Below are 23,547 nucleotides of genomic sequence, written 5' to 3'. Positions count from 1 at the left end.
AAGGCCGCACCATGACGCAACACCAGCACACTGACGCTCTTGTTAAAGGGCTAAACCAACAAAGCTTGGCAGATATGCCAAGCCATGTAGATACACCAAACTACGACCGTAGTAAGCTAAAAGCGGGTATAGTTCATATTGGTGTGGGCGGCTTTCACCGTGCTCACCAAGCGGTGTACATTAACGAGCTATTAAAAACGCCAGGTGCTGAACAGTGGGGTATTTGTGGTGTTGGCTTATTAGAAGGTAACCGTGGTCTGCGCGATATTTTAAAGCAGCAAGACTACCTTTACACGCTAACGGTAAGACACCCAAATGGGCAAATAGATAACAAAGTTATTGGCTCTATGATTGACTTTTTGTTTGCTCCAGAGGACAAGCAAGCGGTTATTAATAAGCTTGCGCACAGCGATACGCATATTGTGTCGTTAACCATTACCGAAGGCGGCTATAACTTTAACCCAGTTACGGGTGAGTTTGACTACTCAAACCCAGAAATTATTAACGACATTAATAACCCGAACGACCCAATTACGGCGTTTGGATACATTACTGCTGCGTTAAAGCTACGTAAAGAACAAGGCCTTGATGCGTTTACTGTACAGTCGTGCGATAACATTCAGCACAACGGTAATGTAACGCGTAAAATGCTACTTGCCTTTGCGGCCGAGCAAGACAAAGAGCTAAGCGAGTGGATTGCTACTAACGTAACTTTCCCAAATGCAATGGTTGACCGTATTACGCCAGTATCTAAAAAGAGCGATATTGACTACGTTGTTGATGCGTACGGGGTTAGCGATGAATGGCCAATTACCTGTGAGTCGTTTACACAATGGGTAATTGAAGACTCATTTTGCTGCGGACGCCCAAATTGGGATAGCGTTGGCGCACAATTTGTAAGTGACGTAACACCTTTTGAGACCATGAAAATACGCTTATTAAATGCAGGCCATTCGGTACTGGGTTTATTAGGCTCTGTACATGGCTACGGCACAATTGACGAAACAGTATCAGATCCTTTATTTGCTAAGTACTTACGTGCGTTTATGGATAGAGAAGTAACGCCTAACCTAGAAAAATTAGAAGGCATTGATCTTGAAATCTACAAAGACACGCTAATTGAGCGCTTTGCTAATCCAAACATTAAAGACAGCTTATCGCGCATTTGTTCAGAAAGCGCAGCAAAGCTACCTAAGTTTTTAATTGCCACCATTAACGAAAATCTAGCCCATGGCCGTGATGTATCACTTGCGACCCTGGTTATTGCTGCATGGTGTTTTTACAGCGATAAAGGCGAAGATGAGCAAGGCAATAAGCTTGAAATAATTGATGCAATGCAAAGCGAGTTACATGAAGCCGCGGCTAAAACGGCGACTGATGACCTTGCATTTTTATCGCTAACAAGCTTATTTGGCGATTTAAATACGCAAAGTGCCTTTACGTCTCACTACAAAAACAATGTAGAAGCGTTATACGCACCGGCTAGCAAAATTAAAGCAATTATGAATAACGTGCTTGAGCCTAAAGGTAACTAATAATGAGCATTTTAATTGATTCTAAACAAGGTAAAGACGTAAGCGTAAGTTGCTTTGGCGAAGTACTATGGGATTGTTTTGCAAACGATAAACGCCTAGGCGGCGCGCCGCTTAACATGTGTGTGCGTATTAACTCACTGGGCATTAAAGCCGACATGATAAGCGCTGTAGGTAACGATGAACTGGGTACTGAGCTACTAGGCGAAATTAAAAGCAAAGGCGTAAGCTGCGAATACATTGGCGTTAATAACGACAAAAAAACCAGCACAGTACAAGTTACCTTAGATAAAAGCGGCTCAGCCAGCTACGAAATAGTTGCCGACACTGCGTGGGATAACATTGAGCTTACAGACTCACTTATTGAAAAAGTAAAAGCCAGTGATGTATTTGTATTTGGCAGCCTAATTGGCCGAAGCGAAGCCTCACTTGCTACATTAAACCAATTAGTTGATGTAGCTAACTTTAAAGTGTTTGACGTAAATTTACGTGCGCCACACTACACGTTAGACACATTAGTAGATTTAATGAATAAAGCCGACTTCATCAAATTAAACGATGAAGAGCTTTACGAAATTGCCAAAGCAATGGGCTGTAAGTTCCATTCACTTGAGCAAAACTTAGCGTTTATTGCACAGCAAACCAACACCGAATACCTTTGTGTAACTAAAGGCAGCCACGGTGCACTACTAACCATAAAAGGCGAAAATTACTATAACTCAGGTTATTTAATTAGCGTTGTGGATACAGTAGGCGCAGGGGATTCGTTTTTAGGGTCGTTAATTTATCAGCTTTGTAGTAGCGATTGTGCACAACATGCTGTTGATTTTGCGTGTGCAGTAGGTGCAATGGTGGCCGAAAGTGCCGGTGCTACACCTACACTTACTCATGAACAAATTAACGAGTTTATGAGCCCAGCGTAACGTAAAAAATCACAGTTACACCCAATCATTGTGTGTGTAAGCGGCTTTACTTTTATAGTAAAGCCGCTTTTTTTTGCTTTAATTTTTATTAATGAAGCCGTTTAGATTAAGTGTTGAGCAAGGTGCATAAAAAGTAACTCAAATAGGGTCTGTTGACCTTTGCAGTTTGAAATTTCTTCAAACTAGGGGCGGTTTAATCGCGGCGCGAGGTTTGTAACCTAGTGGGCTCGATAACTGCTCCTGCGTTACCCTAATGGCTTACATCAATGTAAGAATAAGTCAAAACCGAGCAAAGCTTCCGCGTCCTGCTCACGCCCCTTACCTACATCCATGTAGGCAACAAAGAGTAAATCGCCCCTAGGCAGAACCCGAAGGGCAGCGCCTGTTTGGCATTAATGCTGCGTTATCGCCTACTTATGGGGAATAACCACACCACATAGGCTCTGCCTTGCCTAAATACCAAACAGGCTGCTGCAAATTTAACCTTGAAAGGTCTACAGACCCTTGTGTATTAGCTATTCGTCTTATAGCGGGGGGATTAATACTTTGTTAATGTTCGTCGATTATTCATGGATTGAAAGGCGGGGCGGCAATTAGGCGCTCTATACTCCAAATACAAAAAGAGAAACGTGCTTTATGATCATCTTTTTTATCTGCATAACAATCTTAATACTGGGATATAAGTTTTATAGCCCGTTTGTTGAAAAACAAGCAGGTATGGATACAACAGTTGATACACCGCAAAAACGCTTTAGCGAAGGTGTTGATTATGTAGCCATTCACCCTGTGCGTGCATTTTTAATTCAGTTTTTAAATATTGCGGGTGTAGGCCCTATATTTGGCCCAATTTTAGGTGCGCTTTACGGACCGGTAGCACTTGTGTGGATTGTGCTTGGTAACGTATTAGGTGGTGCAGTACACGACTTCTTCTCAGGTGTGATGAGCATTAAAGAAGATGGCAAAAGCTTACCAGAAATAGCCGGGCACTATTACAACGTAGTGTTTAAAGGCTTTATGCTGATATTTACAGCCATGCTGCTGTTTTTTGTGGGCGTTGTATTTATTATGAGCCCAGCAGGCTTATTAAGTAATTTAGATGTATTTGAAGGCACTTTTTTTGCTAATAATACTTTTTGGGTTTTGGCTATTCTAGCGTACTACTTTTTAGCAACCCTGCTACCTATTGATAAAATTATTACTAAGTTTTACCCGCTATTTGGCTTATTAATGATTGTAATGACTACATTAATAGCCGGTGCGTTATTACTAGATGCACCACACTTACCAGTTGCAGGCGACTTTTTAGCCTACTTTGAAGCCGACCACGCGCATGACTTTTTAGAGCCAAACCCTGATGGCCTGCCAACCTGGCCGTTACTGTTTATTACCATTACCTGTGGTGCTATTAGTGGCTTTCACTCTACCCAAGCGCCTATTATTGCCCGCTGTTTAACAAACGAAAAATACGTACGCCCAGTATATTACGGCGCAATGATGTGTGAAGGCATTGTAGGTTGTGTATGGGCACTTGCGGGTATTGCTGCATTCCCAGAAGGTTACGCAGGCTTAAAAGCATTGCTTGATCAAGGTGGCCCAGGTTTAGTGGTTAACCATGTAGCAAATAGCTACTTAGGCGTAATGGGCGGTATTATGGCCATTATTGCTGTTGCGGTGTTCCCTATTACCTCTGGCGATACGGCGTTCCGTTCACTGCGTTTAACCGTGGTTGATGCGTTTAATATTCCGCAAAGCTTACGTAATCGCTTATTACTGGCAGTGCCAATTTTAACGATTGCCTTTTTTATGACTAAATTAGATTTCTCGGTTATTTGGCGCTACTTTGCATTTTCAAACATGCTGCTTTCAACAAGTGTATTATGGCTTGCAACTAAGTACTTATTTGATAGACGTGCATTCCACTGGATCACCAGCATACCTGCCGTTATCGCTACTGGCGTAACACTTTCGTACATTATGACTGCTGCTATTGGCTTTAATTTAGCGGCCGACTTAGGTAAACCAATTGGTGCCGCTGTGGTTGTTATTGGCTTAGTAGGTTTAGTGTTTGTACACTCTAAGCATAAAAAGCTAGATGTAGCGTAAAGCGTTAAAAATTAAATAAGCGAGCTTATTAAGCTCGCTTTTTTTATGCATAAAATTTACCCTCACACTATGCAATATTAAAGGTAATAAAATGAAAATAGCCGCCGATTTTACCCAGAGAGTCGTTGTTCATAGTGAGCAACTTAATTGGAACCCTTCGCCAATGGCGGGCGTTGATAGGCGCCCACTTGATAGAGTAGGCGCAGAAGTAGCCCGTGCTACAAGCATTGTACGTTATGCACCAGGGAGCGAGTTTTCGCCTCATGTGCATACAGGCGGCGAAGAGTTTTTTGTACTAGAAGGGGTATTTCAAGATGAGCATGGCGATTTTCCACAAGGCTCTTATATTCGTAACCCACCCCAATCAAAGCACAAACCAGGTTCCGATGAAGGCTGCATAATATTTGTAAAGCTTTGGCAATTTCAGCCACAAGATAGAACCCACGTACGCTTACAAACACAGCATATGGGCAGTGTGCAACACGCCACATTTAAAGGCCTTGCCATAACCCCACTTTATAAAGATGACTTTGAAGATGTGAGCTTATTGCATTTTGAGGCAGACGCTAACATACAAATTAGTGCAAGCGGGGGGGCTGAGCTACTCGTGCTTGAAGGCGATATAAGTGAGCAATCAGATGTATTAGTAAAACACAGTTGGTTAAGGCTGCCTATTAACAGTGAGCTTAATATAACCGCAGGTAAGCAAGGTGCAAAAGTGTGGCTTAAATTAGGGCACTTAACAGATGTAGATAAGCAAATAGAGCGCGTACAAAACGCTTAGCAAATAGCATTATTTAGCAGTATTGTTTGATTTAGTTCAGTACTAATTAACTTAATACGGTGTAGTTTTATAGTTTAACTCAGTAAGTGATGGGTATTTTTGGGGTTTTTATTTTTTAAAGGGAATAATTTCACTTTATAGGCTTTAATTAACTCCAACTTTCGTTATTAAGCCCATTCACACAGTCTGTAAATGACATAAGCGCACCCGATTAAGGAGAGCAGCATGGTACACACAACACATGGTTTATCTATTGGTATTGAACGCGCAGGCCGAGAATTTTTTTTAAAACTAAAAGCTGTAGGAACGCTAACTCACGACGACTATAAAGTTATTACCCCCATGATCGACTCAGCGCTTGGCGAGGTTAAACACCCTATAGCAAACGTGCTTATTGATGCCAGCGAGCTAGAAGGTTGGGAGCTTCGCGCCGCGTGGGATGATTTAAAGCTTGGCGTAAGACACTCAAAAGAATTTAATAAAATTGCAATTTATGGCAATCAAGAATGGCAAGCCCGCATGGCTAAAATAGGCAATTGGTTTATTTCAGGCGAGGTGCAATACTACGAAAACGCCACCGCCGCCATCGATTGGCTAGATGAATAGCTTGATTGAAAAGTTTAAGTTAAAGCACTCTTATAGAGTGCTTTTTTATATAGGAGCGTTAATAAGTTTTTGAATTTGCTTTATTTTAATTGTTAATGTTGCTTAATTAAAATACACTCCTTAGTACTAATAAAACTATACATTATAATAACAATGAAACACGTACTTGCCCTTTTTGTATTACTCATATTTTCTACATCAATACATGCAAAAGACAACACCATATTTACGCCCGTGAGCGATTTATTTTTAGCTGTTTCTAACTTTGATCACGTAAAAATGCGCGCGGCTGTTGACGATTCATTCTTGCTTTTAGAGCACGGTGAAGTGTGGACTATTGATGACTTTGTAAACGTTGTTAAACCCGCTGATTACATAAGAACGAATTATTTTAGTGTTATAAATTCGCGTGTAGAAGGAAATGTTGCGTTTATTAATTACTGGAATAAAGCCAACTTTAAAAACGCCGATAAAAGTGCTGATATTTATTGGTTAGAAAGCGTGGTTGTATCAAAAGTGGGCGACAAATGGCTATTATCGCAAATGCACTCAACCCGTTTACCACAAGGTGAAACACCTAAAGGCGTTACTTTTATTAAGCAATAATTATAAATTAGGTTAAGCCCCGCCATTTGGGGCTTTAACTGTTTATATTACATCAGCCAGCACAGGTAATGCCGGAAATGCCCCTTTAGCTAAACACGCTTTAGAGCCACATTGAAGGGCAAAGTGCAGGGCGTTTTTTATGCTAGTTTCATCATTTAACTTATCTGCTAGTGATAAATCACTCCCTAAGTTATTTAAATAGTATAAAACTCCCGCTATAAAAGCATCGCCCGCGCTTGTTGTATCTACTGCGTTTATTTTTGGTGCCGATTCGTTAAGTATAAATGCGCTGTGGTAAACCGTAGCAGGCTCAGGCCCGTCGGTTAAAAACACCAGTTTTACTCCGGTATTTAATAGCATTTGAATGTAATCTTCGCCCGTTGTTTCGCTATGCTTTGCTAAAAAATTAAGTTCATCACGCGAAAGTTTAACTATGTCGCAATAAGCGAAGCAGGCCTTTACATTGCTGGCTATATCATGGATGTTTTCCCACAAGCTGTAGCGTAAATTTACGTCAAAACTAACGAGCTTATTATGTGTTTTAGCAAGTTCTAGCGCTTTAACCGTTGTGCTAGCTATGGCTGGATCGGTTAGGGTGTTTGAGCAAAAGTGCAGGGTGCTTATGCTTTGCCAATTTATTTGCGCTAAATGCGCTTGGGTTAAAAGTACATCGGCTGTGTTATGGCGATAAAAGCCAAAACTGCGCTCGCCTGTTTCATCAAGGCTTACTATTACCATGGCGGTTTGTGAGCCAGCAATGGTAAATAAATAGTCTGTATTTACATTGTATTGAGCCAAGGCATTACTTAATTGATTGGCAAAATGATCGTCACCTTTACCACCACAAAATGCAGCATCACCGCCAAGTTTTGCATAGCCAACAGCAACATTAGCAGGTGCACCACCAGGGATGGGTAAGTACGCTGAGTTATGAGCATCTTGAGGCAGCATATCAATTAAAAGCTCGCCTAAGCACAGGAGTTTGGTCATTTGAAATATCCTAAAAAACCCAGCAAAGCTGGGCTAAAACATGAAGGGTGTTATTTATTCATACTTTAAAAGGCGCTACAGCGATGACTCACTGCAGCGCAATACACACATTTAGTTAAAAGCGTATTTTAAAGTAACCGACGTAGTGCGGCCGTTAATAGTACGGGCACGAATAATGTCGTTCTCAGGTACTGAGCCTTCTTCGGCTTCTGTAATACCTACTGTATCGAATAGGTTGTTTACATTAAGCGCAAGGTTTAAGTTTTCTGATAAGTCGTAGCTTACAAACGCATTTACTTGCGTGTAGCCGTCAAACTTAAGGTCGTTGTTATCTTGTGCATAAGCATCGGTTGTACCAATAAAGCTTACACCTGCCGCGCCTTTATCGTAGCTGTAACGCGCCATTAGTGAGTAAATTAAATCCGCTTGGCGACGTGGTGTGTTACCTACAACTTCAGGGGTTAGCGCATCTTTTGCAATTTCTGCATCGGTCCAAGTAAAGTTACCTCTAAAGTCCCATGCATCCATAAAGTAAGTTGATTCAACCTCAATCCCTTTTGCTTCGTATTCACGGTCGAAAAAGGTTTGCGATGTTGCTTCAAAGTTTTGCTCTTCTGTTTCTGCGTAAAAGGCTGTTGCAAATACCGAGAACGAATCAAAGCGTTTTTTCACACCAATCTCAAATTGGTTTACTTCATCTACTGCATCTTCATCGGCTACGCTTCCGTCGCTGCGTACTTTACCAAATAGTAAACGGTCTGCATTTGCGCGCCCGCCTTTACTAATACGTGCAAACGTAGCTAGGCTTGGGTCAATTTGGTAGTTAGCACCTACAGAATAAGACGAGTAGCTCCAGTCGTAATTTACTGGGCTTGCATTAGCTATATCAATACCTGCTACGTTTTGCTCAGGAATAGAAATAGTACCGTCGCGGTTCATATCTACTGTTGAAGTCACGGCACCTGCGTAGTTACCGCGTGCTTCACCGCTGTCGTAGCGGGCACTTGCATCAATGCTTACATCACCAAGTTTTGTTGAAAACGCAACATACGGTGCGCGAGTGTCGTACTCGGTGTCGTAATCGCGCTGGCAACAGTTACCCCAATAAGGCGTGCCGTATGCGTATAAACCGTTTTCTGAATACTCAGTGCCATCGGCTGCGGTTACATTTAAAAGTGCCGCATTGTCGCCTTTAAGCTCCATTAAGTACGAGTTCCATAACCACGACATAGCAATGTTTTGTGTAGAGGCAAAGTAACCAAAGGTTAGGCTAGTGTCATCGCTAAACGATTTAGTTAGTTTAAAATCGTTAACAATAGAGCCAAAGTCATTAAGCGTTACATCAAAAGTGTGAATACGCATGGCAAGTTCATCATTAAATGCTTCGCCTGTGTTTGCGTTACTCAGTGTTGCGCCTACACCGCCAATACTTTGTGCAATAGACGATGCGCTGCCAACCTCAGCAGGAATAAGCGAGTTAAAGTTGCCGCTAATTGACGATTTACGAAAACGGTTTTCGATACGCCAATCGTTATCTAAATCAAATACAGCTTCAAAACCTACCGCATCCACTTTAGGGTTCATGCCGTCGCGTAAATCGCCACTGCTAATTTGGTTTTCGCCATTTAGGCGCACTGTTTTGGTAAATAATGCTGAATGCGGTGTATCTGATTGTGCATCAAACCCGGCAATAGAATCACCATTTGAGTACATTGGCATTGGTAAGTAACCTACGCTTTTGTCGTCTAAGTGTTTGTAATAAAGGCGTACGTAGCCGTTTTCAAAATCTTTAGTAAGGTTTGCTTTAATTTGGCCACCTTTATTTGATGTGTAGCCTGTTTCGCGCGGGCCTTCGCCTTGGCGTACAAAACCACCTACATGAAAACGCACGCTGTCGGTTAAATAGGTGCCGTATTCAAAGTCGGTGCGTACACTGTCGTAATCTAGGCCAACAGTAGTAGATACGCTACCCGATTCGTTTTCGCCGTTTTTAGAAATAAAGTTAATTATGCCGCCAGGTGCATTACTGGCTGATGTAGAGGCTGAGCCACCGCGAATTGATTCGATTGTTTGCACTGTGTTATCAAGGCGCATAAAAATATCGGCGTTACCAAAGGCAACATCACCAAACTGCATTACAGGCAGACCATCTTCTTGCAGTTGTAAAAACTTAGCGCCACCCGATGCTACAGGTAAGCCACGCACTGCAATATTTGCATTACCTTCACCGCCTGTTGATTCAGCGCGAACACCCGGAATAATTCTAAATGCTTCAGCCGTTGAGCGTGGCGTTGATACCTCAACTTGCTCAAGCGATAAACTGCTTACTGATGAGCTCGATGCCATAATAGTTGTGCGGCGAGGTACACCGGTAACAACAATTGTTTCAAGCCCTTGCTTAGCTTGCACTTTGGTTTCTTGCTCGTCTTGTGCATGAACGCCTTGGCTTACTGCAAGTGCTAAGGCACTGATTAAATATAAAGGTGTGTGGTGTGTTGTCATGTTAACGCCTCATTGTGTTGTGTGAGTTTGTTATTTTACTTAATCGATTAAGTAAAAATAACAAAGTTTTTACAATATGCAAATTATTTTTGTGTGTAATTTGCACTTTTTTTGTTTTTATATTGATTTTAAAGGTATTTTTATTCTGGCTTGAGCAGCCATTTATGCATTTTTAGTTAATGCTTTTGCCGCAGGGTCGCGGTAAAAGTTATAAAGCATGGCTAAAAATAAGATCACAGCAAAGCCAGTAGCTAAGTAAAAACCGTAGCGTACGTGGCCAAAGTAATCACTTATCATGCCCATAAATAAAGGCGCAAGTGCGGCCGAAAGCGCGGTAAAAAATAAAATAACACCCGCTACTGCACCATGTTGTGCAACAGGAAAGCACGATATACCTTTAGAGTTTAAAGTAGGGTAAACCATCGACATAAATAAACCCGAAAGCGGAAGCAAGCCTACCGCCCAATCAACACCGCCTACCAAAGTGCCTACATAACACAGCGCGATGCCTAAGCTTAAATAAGCCATGACCCCTTGCCAGCTAAAGTGATTTAAAAGCCATACAGCAATAAAGCGTCCAGCAGCACGTAATACAAAAAATAGTGTAAGTGCGTAGGTTGCAAGTAAAGGCCACGAGCCTGTGTAATCTTTTAAAAGTGTTGGCATCCACACGTAAATAGCAACCTCGGTAGCCACATATAATGCAATAGCCAACGAAAAACCAAGTGCGTACGGGTTTTTAATCATTTTCATGGTGGTGGCAAGTGAAGCGGGCTTTTCTGTGCTTTTAACAACACTTGGGTAGTCGGCGCGCCATGCCATTAACGCTAAAATTAAACACATAACGCCGGCAATAATGTACAGGTAAGTCCAGCTCACGTTTTGAGTAAGCAGTACGCCTACCAGCGCAGGGCCAACGATGGCACCAATACCAAAAAAGCCTTCTACTTTGTTCATGGTTTTAGTGTGCTCTGCGTTACTTGCAGATATATCGCCAAGTAGCGCTAGTGCGCCGGTTTTAAATAAACCAATGGCAAGCCCTATACAGCACAGCAAAATCAAAAACACCGAAAAGCTATTGCTAAAGGCAAACAAAAAGCAGCTGAGCGAAAAAATAAGTAAGCCCAGCATTATGGTTTGTTTACGGCCTAGGCTGTCGGCTAAGAAGCCTAAAAACAAGCCACTAAAGGCAATGAGTGCCATAGGTGCATAATGAAAAGCACTGGCTTGGGTCATACTTAAATCAAACTCAGTGATTAGTTCAGGGATGATCATACCTACTGCATCTGAGGTCATCGCAAACATAAAAAACATCATGTAAGTGAGTATTCGTATGCGCTGCATTGGGTCGCTTTGCGAGTGTGTGTGTAAATTCGTCATGTGATTTTTCCTCGTTGTGGCTCAAGTTATAGTAATAACTCAATCACTTACTCTAGTTAGTATTACCTTTGCCACAACTTTTGTATGTAAAATATTTAAAAATTACTTGTAAAATTGTACGTGCTAGTTAAAGATATATCTTAATCGATTAAGTTTCAACTTGGTAATCACACATGATGAAGAATAAAGTTCAATTGATCACATATGCTGATCGAATCACAGGTCAAGATATAAACGCACTTACAACATTGTTAAAAGGTCCTCTGAAGGGCGTATTTGGTGGTGTGCACCTTTTACCTTTTTATAATCCTATTGATGGCAGCGATGCGGGCTTTGACCCGATTGATCACAGCGAAGTAGATTCTCGCATTGGTACATGGGCTGATATTCAAGCACTGGGTGAAAACCATGATCTAATGGCTGATTTAATCGTTAACCATGTATCGGCGCAGTCTTATCAGTTTCAAGATGTGCTAGCTAAAGGCAAGCAATCAGAATTTTGGGATTTGTTTTTAACAAAAGAAGACGTTTTTCCAAATGGTATGAGCGAAGCTGAGCAACAAGCAATTTATCGCCCGCGCCCCGGTAGCTGTTTTACGCCAATGCAGTGTGGCGATGGTCAAACGTATGACTTTTGGACCACGTTTACCGATAACCAAATTGATATAAACGTAAAAGTTGAAGCGGGTATTGCGTATTTAAATAACGTATTAACTAAGTTTTCTGAAAATAACGTAAATATTATTCGTTTAGATGCAGCGGGTTACGCAATTAAACAAGCCGGTACTAACTGTTTTATGCTAGACGAAACCTTTGGCTACCTAGATAACTTGTCAAAGCAAGCAAACGAGCTTGGCATGGAAACCATTGCTGAAATTCATAGCCACTACCAAACACAAGTAGAAGTAGCAAAGCGTGTAAACATGGTTTACGACTTTGCATTACCGCCGCTTATTTTACATAGCTTATTTAATAACGATGTAGATGCATTACTTAAATGGTTACAAATTTCACCACGCAACTGTTTAACGGTACTTGATACACACGACGGCATAGGCATTATTGATGCTGGCCCAATGGGCGACAAGCCAGGGCTATTAAATGCACAGCAAATAGATACCCTTGTAGAAACCATGCATGCCAACAGTAACAACCAAAGCCGCCAAGCTACAGGTGCTGCTGCCAGTAACGTTGATTTATACCAAGTAAATTGCACGTATTACAATGCATTAGGCGCTAACGATTTAGATTATTTGATTTCGCGTGCCATACAGTTTTTTGCCCCCGGTGTGCCGCAAGTGTACTACGGTGGTTTATTTGCCTGCGAAAACGATATGGATTTACTTGCGCGTACCAATGTGGGCCGTGATATTAACCGTCCGTATTTAAATAGTGAAACAATTGAGCACGCACTCAATAAACCTGTAGTAAAAGGTTTAATAGAGCTCATTAAATTACGTAATGAACACCCCGCTTTTGCAGGAGAGTTTAGTGCTCACGGTACACAGGGAATATGTTGTTTAACGTGGCAACTTGAAGATAAGTCTATTGCATTAAGTGTTAATTTTAAAACGCGAGATGCACTTATTACCCAAGTAAATGGTGATGAAGAAACAACGATAAGTTTAAACGCATTGCTAGCCTAACAGGCTATTAAAACAAAAAGCCAAGCTCAAAAGCTTGGCTTTTGTTTACCCAATCCTTTTTAATATAACCTATTAACCACTTGCGCCAATATCTAGCTCGTAACTTACATCACATATTTTTTCTTCTTTAGATATAAAGAGCTCGGCGGCCATTACGCCTTTTTCTTGGCTGTTTTGATGAATAGTGGTTAGGCGCGGCACAAAACGAGCGGCTTCGTCTATTCCATCAAAGCCGACAATACGCAGTTCTTCACCTATTTTTATGCCTTGTTTTATCGCTTCTCGCATGGTGGCAAGGGCAATTAAATCACTCATACAAATTATAACGTTAGGGCGAGGGGAGGCACTTAACACCTCTTTAGCAGCAATATTGGCAAAACGCTCGCTGCTTTCGGGTATATTCCAAATGCGGTCATCAGCTACGGTTATATTTGCCTCACTTAAAGCACGTTGATAACCCCGTAAACGTTGGTGCGAAATAGATTGCCCTGTTTCAAATTCGTGATGCTCATATACGCGGCACAATACGTTTTCATCAAGTAATCTTAAGCCTAAAATAGCGACTTTATCGCTTTGATTTTTTAAAACATGCTTGGCTATTTCGTAACTTGCTTGCTCGTTATTAATATTTACTGAGGCATTGCGGGCTATATCAAAATCAATAGTTACCACATGTTTAGAGACCGTTTTTAACTGCTCTACTAATGCGTTATTTCGAGGGCGGCCATAGCAAATAAAGCCATCAACAAAGTCGACCACGCTGTTAAGGTTATCGCTATTTCCTGAAAACAATAAAACATTAATGCCGTTTTTTTCAAGCACCGAGGTTACACCCCGCATAAAGCTACTGGCCACAGGGTCCGACACCATATATTCCACGCTATCTGGCAGCACTAACGCCACAATGTTAAATGTACCACTGCGAAGCGATTGCGCGGCTTTATTGGGCCCGTAATAGCCCAAGGTTTTGCACGCTGCAAGAATATCGTCTCGGCGTTTAGCCGATAGCTGATCAGGGCGGTTAAACGCATTAGAGACTGTTGCGTTAGATACACCTAACTCTTTAGCAATACTTTTTAAGGTCCAGCGGGTTTGCTTACTCATACCAATTCTTTACTCAATACTCATGTTAATAAACTAACATATTCAGGGCGTTAGCAAAGTAAAAAATAAGGTTTTACCCTTAATGCCGGCACTCTTTAGGCGCAATACCAAAGGTTTGTTTAAATACACGACTAAAGTGGCTCGCGCTATTAAACCCAACATCAAAGCAGACTTGGCTAATTGCATGGCCTTGCAGTAATTGATTGCGCGCTTTTTTAAGTCTCAATTGTTGCTGCCAAAGGGCTGGGGTAGTGCCAAATGCCAGTTTAAACTGCTGATAAAACTTACTGCGGCTCATGCAGGCTATTTTGCACAAGGTATTTATGTCGAGCGTTTCGTTTAAGTGCTCTTCAATATAAAGCAGTGCATCGCTTATTTTTGTTTTAAGGCGTGGTTTATCGCTATTAGCGAGTAATAAGTCGCGACTTTGTTGTTGTAACAACCGGGTGATCAATTCGTTTAACGACAAGTCAATTAAGTAATGTCGCTGTGCGCCTGGTTCGCTAAATAAATGTACCATGCGCTCTAATAATTGCTGTATTTGGCTATTATGTTGGCTGTGTACCAATTGTGGAACATACTCGAATAAGTCGCCATCGTGTGCAAAGCTTTGCTGCATGTTAAGCGCATTTGCCACAGCGTTTATTTTATCTTTGCTTATTTCAATTGCTAAACAAGTGGTTGGGGCGTGCATTGATGCCTGTGGAAAATCAATTAATACACCTTGCTCTGGCGCTAATACAAACGACTCGTGGGGTAAAAATGCTTTATGGTATTGGCTACTTTCTACGTGCATTACTTTTTTACCGCTGAGCATGGCACAAAACAGTAACTCCTTTGAATGCAGTGCCACCTTTTGTGCGCGTTGGTACGTGTCGTAAATGCTCAACTCGCTGTTATCTGCTGCAAATGTCACTTTATTTTCTATTAAAACATCAAGTTGTTGGCGTTTTTTGTTTAACTGAGATGTGTGCATATCAATCCTTTTGGCTTTTATTAGTGTGGACTCACAGACAACTTTTGTGGACAGCTAATCAAGTTTTTAGGGGCTTGTTAGGCTAATGTCAAACAACACTGATTAAATATAAAGCATTTTGTTTTATATAAATGTTCGACCTTTAGCTAACAACAATAAAGAGAGCACACACATGATATATGCAAATCCAGGCAGCGATGGCGCACTCGTAAACTTTAAACAACAATACGGTAATTACATTGGCGGGGAGTGGGTAAAGCCTGTAAACGGCCAATACTTTGATAATATAAGCCCAGTAAATGGTAAGGTATTTTGCCAAATACCTCGCTCCGACAAAGATGATATAAACCTAGCACTCGACAAAGCGCATGCAGTGCGAGAGCAGTGGGGCACAACCTCGGTGACCGAGCGCAGTAATATACTGCTAAAAATAGCCGACCGAATTGAGCAAAACCTAGAGCTACTAGCTGTTGCCGAAACATGGGATAACGGTAAAGCAATTCGTGAAACACTAGCGGCTGATATTCCGTTAGCGGCCGATCATTTTCGCTACTTTGCAGGGTGCCTACGCTCGCAAGATGGCAGTATTGGTGAAATAGACGAAACCACGGTGGCATATCATTTTCACGAACCGTTAGGTGTGGTTGGGCAAATTATCCCGTGGAACTTCCCTATTTTAATGGCCGCATGGAAACTTGCACCCGCACTTGCTGCAGGTAACTGTGTGGTACTAAAACCAGCCGAACAAACTCCAGCATCTATTTTAGTTTTAATGGAAATTATTGGTGACTTACTGCCTGCAGGCGTGCTCAATATTGTAAATGGGTTTGGTAAAGAAGCAGGCGAAGCACTGGCCACAAGTAAACGCATTGCTAAAATTGCATTTACAGGCTCTACACCTGTCGGCTCTCATATTTTAAAATGTGCTGCTGAAAACATTATTCCCTCAACGGTAGAACTTGGCGGTAAATCGCCCAATATATTTTTTAATGATGTAATGGAAAAAGACGACGCGTTTTTATCAAAAGCCATAGAAGGCGCCGTACTTGCTTACTTTAACCAAGGTGAAGTATGTACCTGTCCATCAAGATTGTTTATTCAAGAAGATATATACGAGCAGTTTATTGAGCGCATACTCGAACGTACCCAACAAATTAAACGCGGTAACCCACTCGACAGCGAAACCATGGTGGGCGCTCAAGCTTCAAAAGCACAGTTTGATAAAATACTTAGTTACATAGACATAGGTAAAAAAGAAGGCGCTGAAGTACTCACCGGAGGAAACGTAGAGCAGCTAAATGACGATTTAAATGGTGGTTATTACATACAACCTACACTGCTTAAAGGTACCAACGACATGCGTGTGTTCCAAGAAGAAATTTTTGGCCCTGTTATTTCTATGTCGACCTTTAAAGATGAAGCCGAAGCACTCGAACTTGCCAACAGCTCAGAATTTGGCTTAGGCGCAGGGGTGTGGAGCCGAAACATGAACCGTGCTTATAGCATGGGGCGTAAAATTGAAGCTGGCCGGGTGTGGACCAACTGTTACCACATGTACCCAGCACATGCTGCATTTGGTGGGTATAAAAAATCAGGAATAGGGCGCGAAACGCACAAACTCGCACTCGATCACTACCAACAAACTAAAAATTTATTAGTGAGTTATAGCGAAGATCCGCTCGGCTTTTTTTAATAAAGCAGCTCAAACTTAAACACAACAACCATTAAGTAATGAGGGCGCTGCATATTTGCAGCGCTTTTTTATTCACAGTGCTCACAAGGCTACTTTAAGCGTGTTGTAATATATAAGTACAATACCAGCCGCGTTTAAAGCGTTAAAACCTAAGTGCGTTAAATAGGCCATTACCTGCGTCAAAAAACGATTTTACGATATTAACTTTTTATAAAAGTTGCTCTAAAAATGTGCAGTGATTTATGCATTGTCGGATATTACTGATCTCCCCCATTTAGGTGTATTACAGCATTAACGGAGATTTCTTTGTAGTTAACCAATTGTTTACAGGTGGTTATTTGCTGGCTAAGATAAAAGCATCGTAATATAGGGACATTTGTCGGTTTGTAAAACGACAAATGTCGTAGACAAAGTTGTTAGGCCTCTTATGGATATTTGTGACAACAACTATTGGATTGCTCTACTCGAGGAGTTTGGAATGTTTTATTTAACCGCTATTTTAGTGTTTTTAACAGCTATATATGCTTACTTAACACATAAAATGGTTAAAGTGAGTGAAGAATCAGTAAATGAAACAAGAATTCAAACAGAAGCTCTAACTCGCCCTTATATAACAATTCAACCATTATTAAAAAAGCACTCTCCTGTGATATTTTTAAGTATAAAAAATACTGGTTTAAGTGCAGCTAGTAATCTACGTATATCTATAGATCGTGACTTTTTCCAATTTAATCAACCAAATAACCCAGAAAAGAATCTTCGTAATTTTAAAATATTTAATGCACCAATTAAAAGTTTTGCTCCAAATTATGAATTAACTTTTCCATTGGCTCAAAGCTTTATTATTTTAGGTGGTGAAGCTCCTGAGAATTGTCCTTCCGAGTTTATAATTACAACTGAATATGAGTTTGCTGGTAAATCTGTAATTGAAGAAAACTATATTGATATTGAAGTTTTTACTGGTGGTGAAGTAGATATGGATCCACTTGTTTCTGAAATAGAAAAAATACGAAAAAGTATAGAGCCAAAGGCCTAACAAGGGTTTTCAAGCTGGACAAATTACAGTTGGCTTTTTGTTCGTGCCTCACTTATTTTAGCCAACTGCAATTTGCTGCTTAAAACGGCGTTAGCTGTAAAAACAGGTATCGGGATGTGTAATGTTTAGAGCTCATTTTATATTTGTAGTAATAGTTCTTTTTACTGGAAATATAATTGCAACAATAATAACTGCCAATTCAGGGAATCCGGATAGCGCATGGTGGCCAGTGTTCCTGTGTGTTTTCAGCGCAGTATCACTCGTCTACGCAGGTCTTTTTTCTCTTCTAGCCAAATGGAAAAAGATGAGTATCTTTCCTGCTGGTTACGTTCATATTCTAGTTGCAGTTTCGTTTGTAGTTTTAATTATCCTATTTTATAAATTACCAACGGACTGGAATGCAATTAACAATGGTGCAGAGATGTCTGCCTTACAAAAACTGGTGCACTCCGATATCAGCGGATACATTTTGTATTTAGTTGGCTTTCTAATGTCATTGTTGGTGGGTTATACGTCAAAAAGCGGAGAAATCAATGGCCAAATCAGAGATAAGACAGTTCTTAAAAGAGATCCGCACTAAATTTCCTGACGTTGTGCCTCTCATGGAAAAACATGAAAAATGGGCACTCACATTCCTAATGGAAGAGTTCGCAAATTTGACAACCATTTTGTTTAACCAAGGTAATTTAGAAGAAGCATTAGAACAGTTGCAGTACATGAGCGAAAAACTAGATACTGCAACCAAAGCAGAATTCGAATACATAGATGTATATTATACAGAGCACTTATTCTGGAAATGTACAAAAGAAGGTATTGAGCGTGGCTGGCCTCTCGTGCCAGATAATCTCAAAAAACTATACTTGGGCTTTCATGGTAAAGCCCCTAGGGTAGTAGTTTAAATATGCACGCACCTAACAACCTAATCAACACACTCACTTCGTTCGCTGGGATGCATACACGTGGACTGCGTCGCTTCGAACCAAATTATAGCCCATGTGTTTCCGCCCCTAAGCAGGGGGTTATGAGGTGCTCTAGATAGTATGCAGAATATAAATCCATGGCTTTGGTCAGCTTTTGTTTTGTCTCTTTCAGGAATCTTTTTTAGATGGGTGTTTGGTAATACGTTTGTGGGCTTTTTTCTTGCCGTATTGCTAGCTTTAGCGATAGTGCATTTAGTTAAAAAAATTCAGAGAAAGAATTAACAAAACTCCCATCTTAAACTTTGCTCTTTAAAAAGCCTAGATTCTAATTGGCTAAATAAAGTGGGTCCCATCATAATTTGTTAAGTCCAATTATAATTTGATGTCCTGACATAAATTAAAAACCATCCGTAAAAGACCCATTAATAAAAGATAAATCCTGAATCTGTATGGCAGATTTAGTTGCACAGTGTTGTTTGTTTTATTAAGGTGACTGCCTAGTTTGTGTGATTCAGGTGGCTGTTTAGTTTATATGATTATTAGTATATTCAGCACCTTAAGTAGAGGGAAATATGTTTTTTGAATCGTGGAGTGAAATAGCGCGCATTGTTACCACAACCTTGATTATTTATCCCTTTTTAATCCTAGCGACGCATTTATTAGGTAAACGCTCATTTGCTAAAATGAATAACTTTGACTGGATAATCACCGTAGCGGCAGGCTCCATCTTAGGTTCTGCTATCTTATTGAAAGACGTGGTTATAGTTGAGGTTTTAGTCGCGGTAAGCTTGCTCCTATTTTTACAATATTTACTCACTTGGATCAGCGCCCATTTTTCGACGTTCGACAAAGTAGTCAAAACCTCTCCACAATTAGTCTTTTTCGACGGTGAATATATAGAGGCTGCTATGAAAGACACTCGTCTCACCAGCACCGAGGTGGAAGCGAGTGTTCGAAAAGCCGGTTTTGGTGATTTAAGCACAGTTATGGCGGTGGTTTTCGAGGCCGATGGTGAATTAAGTATTGTGCCGAAAAGTGAAAACTATGATCAACTGATTATGAAGTTAAGAAATCCCCGGGATTAATTGGACAATTTTTAGCGGCCGAAGATTACCTTCAAGCACCAAAATTAATTGGCATGGCTTTTTTACTGCATCAGACACATTGCTCACCTACTAAATAAGGTTGGACGATTCTTAAGTTTTTAACTTAGGTGCCAGGTATGTATTTACTTATGTACCTTAAATCGCTTTATTAGTATTGTTAATGAACAATAACGTACCAGTAATTTATTTTTAGCTTAAATGGATTTTCATGACTATAAAAACAAAAATAACCAATTATGTATTGCTCCCAATATTCCTACTACCAGTAGTTGTAAATGCTGCACAAGAGCCGATTATACCTACTACACCTGAGCAGTGGCGCAGTATAACAGAGCGCGATATTGAGGCAGCATATAGCATTACCGCACATAATCATCCCGGTATGTTTGATGTTAATAATCCAACGTTCCCTGACTTATTAAAAAAAGCAAAAGCAGAAGCACTTACATTGTCGGCTCAAGCGAGTGGGCCGCAGGTTCATGCAGCGGCAATTTCTCGTTTTAGCACTATTTTACAAGATGGCCACGCCGGTGCGTTTTCAAGCGTAGATAGACCCGCGCGCCGCTGGCCGGGCTTTAGAACTGTGTGGCGAGGTGATGCGCTAAAAGTGTATTACAGTGAAAACAAAAATATTAGCAAAGGCGACGTTGTAAGCCAATGTGATGGGCAAAGCACCGAGACCTTAATACGTGAGAGAGTGTTTAAGTTTCATGGTGAAGTTGCACAACCTGGCCATTGGTGGCAGCAAGGTTGGCGGTTACTCATTGACGAGGGCAATCCATTTTTAACTCCTTTAAAAGAATGCGAATTTGTTAAAGCCAATGGCGATACCTATACACACGTATTAAATTGGTCTGTAAGGCCTAAGTCAGCCAGTAAGCATTTAGAAAATGCCTACAACGGTGATGAACTCCCCATTGATTTAACCTGGCCTGAAAAAAATATTGCGTGGATTGCTATGCCTAGCTTTTCATCAACCGAAAAGCAAACTGCTGCCTACAATAAAGTGTTTGAAAAAATACAACAGCAGCGTAGCAAGTTACTTACTGCAAAAGCCGTGGTGTTAGATTTGCGCCATAACCAAGGTGGCTCATCTTATTGGAGCTCACAAGTAGCCAAAGAACTATGGGGCAAAAAAATAGTAGAACAAAAAGTAAATAATACTTCTCAAAACACGCAAGTGTGGTGGAGAGCATCAAAGGATAATACCGACCATGTAGTGTCTTTAATAGAGGTTGTAAAAAATCAGCCTGAATTATTGAAAATATTTAAAATCACAGCTGCGGGTATGGCTTTATCACTTAAAAGTGGTGATCCATTTTATGTAGAGCAAGAAACTAATACGCTAAATAACATACCACAAAAGCCTTTAACTAGTGACTTTAAAACCAAGGTGTTTGTTATTGTTCCGCCGCAGTGCGCCAGTGCTTGTTTAGATGCGCTTGATAAGTTTAAGCTTTTTGAAAATACCACGTTATTCGGTGCGCCAAGTAGTGCTGATTCTATGTATATGGAAGTACGCTTAGCTGATTTACCTTCAGGGTTGGGGAAAGTGATTGTACCTAACAAAGTATACGTAAACAGAGCGCGAGGAGCAGGGGCTTACTACAAGCCAGATATTGCGTATAACGGCATTGATTGGACAACTAATGTATTGCTTGAGCAAATAAAAACGTTATAAAAAAAGCCGCTTGTTGAAACAAGCGGCTTAACTATTCTAACTAGGGAATAGTTTAAAACGTGTAACGGGCACCAATTGAGTAGCGTGGGCCGTACTGATTAGCAAATAAAAACTGCTCTTCGTAACGGCCGTAGCCTTCTTCGGTGGCATTATTTAAGTTTATGCCATCAAAAAATACGGTTACGTTTTCGTTTACATCGTAGTTAACGCTCATATCTCATTGGCCGTAGGCTTTTTCCACCGATGAACGCTGTACCAAACCATCGAGAATCAGTTTTGGATTTTAGTTATGCGCCAGCAGTATTATAGTGTATTAAGTTGATTGCAAAAAGGTAAGAAGGCATAGTGAAGATGGTAATTTCAGCTCAAAGGCATTTAAACTAAAAAAATTGTAAAGTACTATGTCTCTTGTCGATACTGGGTCTCAGGTCTAGCTGAGGTATTAAAAATATCAATGCATCTGATATACAGGAGTACGAATGAAAATCTGGATAGGCATATTATCAATACTTACCATACTATCATTACTGGTTGTGAGCGATTTGTTTAGCGATAAGGTAAAAGTGACTTCTAAACAGCAGGCTTATCTAATACCTGGACGTCATTTAGAAAATGCGGAGCTGCAAAAATTATCGGCAGAAAATTTATCAAATGAACAGCTTTATCGTCGTGCTTTAAGTTTGTGGCCAGTAGCTTATCGTGAGCTAAGTATCCCTACTTCATTTGGTCAGGCTCGAGTAATTGTTGCAGGGCCTCTAGATGCAGAAGTTATCGTTCTATTGCATGGTATGCAAGCGAACTCGGCTATGTGGTACCCTAATATAGCGGCTCTTTCCGAGCGCTATCGAGTTTATGCTATTGACGATTTTCTTGGCTCGGGTGCTTCACATACTCAAGCAAATATCTCTGGAATAGATCAAGTGGTAAGTTGGTACCAAGAATTATTTGATCTATTGCAATTGGACTCGCTCAATCTAGTTGGCGCCTCGCGAGGAGGTTGGCAGGCGGTTGCTATTGCATTGGCTGAATCAAATAATGAATTATCGCGTATTCAAAGGTTAGTACTACTTAGCCCTGCACAAACGTTCAGTTGGATTGAACTTAGCGGTGACTTACTGTCGAGTATTTTGTTTACGTTAAACCCTGTGCGGGATGAGGCTCATGAGAGCTTGAAATCTTTATCTACCAAAGCACACATGATTAATTCTATTTACTTGGACCAATACGTGGCGGCGCTTGATAGCAACCCAATACCAGATTTAATTACCGAAATGCAACCATTTTCAGATTTACAGCTACAGAAAATTACCCTGCCTACATTGGTGATGATCGGCGACAAAGACATAATGAACAATCAAGATAGCCTTGAGCGTGCAAAAAGAATGTTAGATAAAGTACAGACTATGAAACTTCAAGACGCAGGGCATTTTTTAACCGTTGATCAAGCTGACCAAGTAAATCGCACGATATTAGATTTTTTAGCTAATTAATTTTTCATGGATTGGCTTAAGGGGAATTTTACTAAAACCACATCAAAATTTGATTAACTATTAGCTCAAATAAATAATGTTATTTTCAGATATTAAGAGTGTCATGCCTTAATTTGGCAAAATTAAATTTTTAAAGTATTAACATTTTCTCGTTGGTTTAAACGTGTTTTTAGGACAGTGAATTACTCCTTTGTTACTTTATTTAGGCTTTCCAAAGTTTGTAATACACCTAATGGATGTCAGTACTTTAATAAAATAAAGCAGCGGTAACTTTTAAAAAGAATAGGTAAAGTGATTGTACCTAACAAAGTATACGTAAACAGAGCGCGAGGGGCAGGGGATTTTTATAAGCCCGATGTGGCATATAACGGCATTGATTGGACAACCAATGTATTGCTTGAGCAAATAAAAACGTTATAAAAAAAGCCGCTTGTTAAAACAAGCGGCTTAACTATTCTAACTAGGGAAT

The 23,547-nt window shown here is 40.6% G+C and carries 21 protein-coding genes; 15 read left to right on the top strand and 6 right to left on the bottom strand.

Annotation, left to right across the window (positions count from 1 at the left end):
- Positions 1 to 11 precede the first annotated feature (11 nt).
- The 6 genes from MTF64_RS02865 to MTF64_RS02840 all read left to right on the top strand — a co-directional run bounded on the left by MTF64_RS02865 (position 12) and on the right by MTF64_RS02840 (position 6,554).
- Complete coding sequence (locus tag MTF64_RS02865; protein WP_248450504.1) at positions 12 to 1,535, top strand: mannitol dehydrogenase family protein; 1,524 nt, start codon at positions 12 to 14, stop codon at positions 1,533 to 1,535.
- A gap of 2 nt (positions 1,536 to 1,537) precedes the next feature.
- Positions 1,538 to 2,455, top strand: a complete 918-nt coding sequence (locus MTF64_RS02860) for a carbohydrate kinase (RefSeq protein WP_024032786.1) — start codon at positions 1,538 to 1,540, stop codon at positions 2,453 to 2,455.
- 636 nt (positions 2,456 to 3,091) lie between these two features.
- Entirely contained in the window at positions 3,092 to 4,558 is a 1,467-nt protein-coding gene (locus MTF64_RS02855) for a carbon starvation CstA family protein (protein WP_248450502.1), read from the top strand.
- A 91-nt stretch (positions 4,559 to 4,649) separates the two neighbouring features.
- Positions 4,650 to 5,342, top strand: coding sequence for a cupin domain-containing protein (locus MTF64_RS02850; protein WP_248450500.1), 693 nt, complete (start codon positions 4,650 to 4,652; stop codon positions 5,340 to 5,342).
- Between the two features lie 225 nt (positions 5,343 to 5,567).
- A complete protein-coding gene (locus MTF64_RS02845) occupies positions 5,568 to 5,948 on the top strand; it encodes an STAS/SEC14 domain-containing protein (RefSeq protein ID WP_004589535.1) in 381 nt (126 codons plus the stop codon).
- 153 nt (positions 5,949 to 6,101) lie between these two features.
- Positions 6,102 to 6,554: a nuclear transport factor 2 family protein gene (locus tag MTF64_RS02840; protein ID WP_248450498.1), complete on the top strand. Its 453-nt coding sequence runs from the start codon at positions 6,102 to 6,104 to the stop codon at positions 6,552 to 6,554.
- A 42-nt stretch (positions 6,555 to 6,596) separates the two neighbouring features.
- Here MTF64_RS02840 and MTF64_RS02835 read toward each other — a convergent pair whose 3' ends face one another.
- From MTF64_RS02835 to MTF64_RS02825, 3 genes are all read right to left on the bottom strand, one after another.
- Entirely contained in the window at positions 6,597 to 7,544 is a 948-nt protein-coding gene (locus tag MTF64_RS02835) for a carbohydrate kinase (RefSeq protein ID WP_248450496.1), read from the bottom strand.
- 111 nt (positions 7,545 to 7,655) lie between these two features.
- Positions 7,656 to 10,046 carry a TonB-dependent receptor gene (locus MTF64_RS02830; protein WP_024032781.1) on the bottom strand — a complete coding sequence of 797 codons (2,391 nt, stop codon included), beginning with the start codon at positions 10,044 to 10,046 and terminating at the stop codon, positions 7,656 to 7,658.
- Between the two features lie 162 nt (positions 10,047 to 10,208).
- Positions 10,209 to 11,426, bottom strand: a complete 1,218-nt coding sequence (locus MTF64_RS02825; protein WP_248450495.1) for an MFS transporter — start codon at positions 11,424 to 11,426, stop codon at positions 10,209 to 10,211.
- A gap of 173 nt (positions 11,427 to 11,599) precedes the next feature.
- Here MTF64_RS02825 and gtfA point away from each other — a divergent pair, with 173 nt between their 5' ends.
- Positions 11,600 to 13,072 (top strand): sucrose phosphorylase, encoded by a 1,473-nt coding sequence (gtfA, locus tag MTF64_RS02820; RefSeq protein ID WP_095206589.1) that lies wholly within the window; start codon positions 11,600 to 11,602, stop codon positions 13,070 to 13,072.
- A gap of 72 nt (positions 13,073 to 13,144) precedes the next feature.
- Here gtfA and MTF64_RS02815 read toward each other — a convergent pair whose 3' ends face one another.
- Both MTF64_RS02815 and MTF64_RS02810 read right to left on the bottom strand, forming a co-directional pair.
- A complete protein-coding gene (locus tag MTF64_RS02815) occupies positions 13,145 to 14,176 on the bottom strand; it encodes a LacI family DNA-binding transcriptional regulator (protein ID WP_054981726.1) in 1,032 nt (343 codons plus the stop codon).
- A 79-nt stretch (positions 14,177 to 14,255) separates the two neighbouring features.
- Positions 14,256 to 15,152: an AraC family transcriptional regulator gene (locus MTF64_RS02810; protein ID WP_029772295.1), complete on the bottom strand. Its 897-nt coding sequence runs from the start codon at positions 15,150 to 15,152 to the stop codon at positions 14,256 to 14,258.
- A 172-nt stretch (positions 15,153 to 15,324) separates the two neighbouring features.
- Here MTF64_RS02810 and MTF64_RS02805 point away from each other — a divergent pair, with 172 nt between their 5' ends.
- The 6 genes from MTF64_RS02805 to MTF64_RS02780 all read left to right on the top strand — a co-directional run bounded on the left by MTF64_RS02805 (position 15,325) and on the right by MTF64_RS02780 (position 21,588).
- Complete coding sequence (locus MTF64_RS02805; protein ID WP_248450493.1) at positions 15,325 to 16,845, top strand: aldehyde dehydrogenase family protein; 1,521 nt, start codon at positions 15,325 to 15,327, stop codon at positions 16,843 to 16,845.
- Between the two features lie 478 nt (positions 16,846 to 17,323).
- Complete coding sequence (locus MTF64_RS02800; RefSeq protein WP_248450491.1) at positions 17,324 to 17,881, top strand: hypothetical protein; 558 nt, start codon at positions 17,324 to 17,326, stop codon at positions 17,879 to 17,881.
- 121 nt (positions 17,882 to 18,002) lie between these two features.
- A complete protein-coding gene (locus tag MTF64_RS02795) occupies positions 18,003 to 18,461 on the top strand; it encodes a hypothetical protein (RefSeq protein WP_248450489.1) in 459 nt (152 codons plus the stop codon).
- Positions 18,415 to 18,780 carry a hypothetical protein gene (locus MTF64_RS02790; RefSeq protein ID WP_248450488.1) on the top strand — a complete coding sequence of 122 codons (366 nt, stop codon included), beginning with the start codon at positions 18,415 to 18,417 and terminating at the stop codon, positions 18,778 to 18,780. The genes MTF64_RS02795 and MTF64_RS02790 overlap by 47 nt, the downstream gene beginning before the upstream one ends.
- A 593-nt stretch (positions 18,781 to 19,373) precedes the next feature.
- On the top strand, positions 19,374 to 19,886 hold the full coding sequence (locus MTF64_RS02785; protein ID WP_121638353.1) for a YetF domain-containing protein: 513 nt from the start codon (positions 19,374 to 19,376) through the stop codon (positions 19,884 to 19,886).
- A gap of 229 nt (positions 19,887 to 20,115) precedes the next feature.
- Positions 20,116 to 21,588, top strand: a complete 1,473-nt coding sequence (locus MTF64_RS02780) for a S41 family peptidase (protein WP_248450486.1) — start codon at positions 20,116 to 20,118, stop codon at positions 21,586 to 21,588.
- Between the two features lie 52 nt (positions 21,589 to 21,640).
- Here the strand turns inward: MTF64_RS02780 and MTF64_RS02775 are convergent, their stop codons facing one another.
- On the bottom strand, positions 21,641 to 21,802 hold the full coding sequence (locus MTF64_RS02775; protein ID WP_248450484.1) for a hypothetical protein: 162 nt from the start codon (positions 21,800 to 21,802) through the stop codon (positions 21,641 to 21,643).
- A gap of 265 nt (positions 21,803 to 22,067) precedes the next feature.
- Here MTF64_RS02775 and MTF64_RS02770 point away from each other — a divergent pair, with 265 nt between their 5' ends.
- Positions 22,068 to 23,078: an alpha/beta hydrolase gene (locus MTF64_RS02770; protein WP_248450482.1), complete on the top strand. Its 1,011-nt coding sequence runs from the start codon at positions 22,068 to 22,070 to the stop codon at positions 23,076 to 23,078.
- A 291-nt stretch (positions 23,079 to 23,369) separates the two neighbouring features.
- Positions 23,370 to 23,498: a hypothetical protein gene (locus MTF64_RS19875; protein WP_282446947.1), complete on the top strand. Its 129-nt coding sequence runs from the start codon at positions 23,370 to 23,372 to the stop codon at positions 23,496 to 23,498.
- The last annotated feature ends 49 nt before the right edge of the window (positions 23,499 to 23,547 follow it).

The sequence above is a fragment of the Pseudoalteromonas sp. 2CM41L genome (assembly GCF_023161905.1).
Classification (GTDB): domain Bacteria; phylum Pseudomonadota; class Gammaproteobacteria; order Enterobacterales; family Alteromonadaceae; genus Pseudoalteromonas; species Pseudoalteromonas atlantica.
Note: the sequence above shows the minus strand (reverse complement) of the source record. Positions and strands in the feature narration are given on the sequence as shown.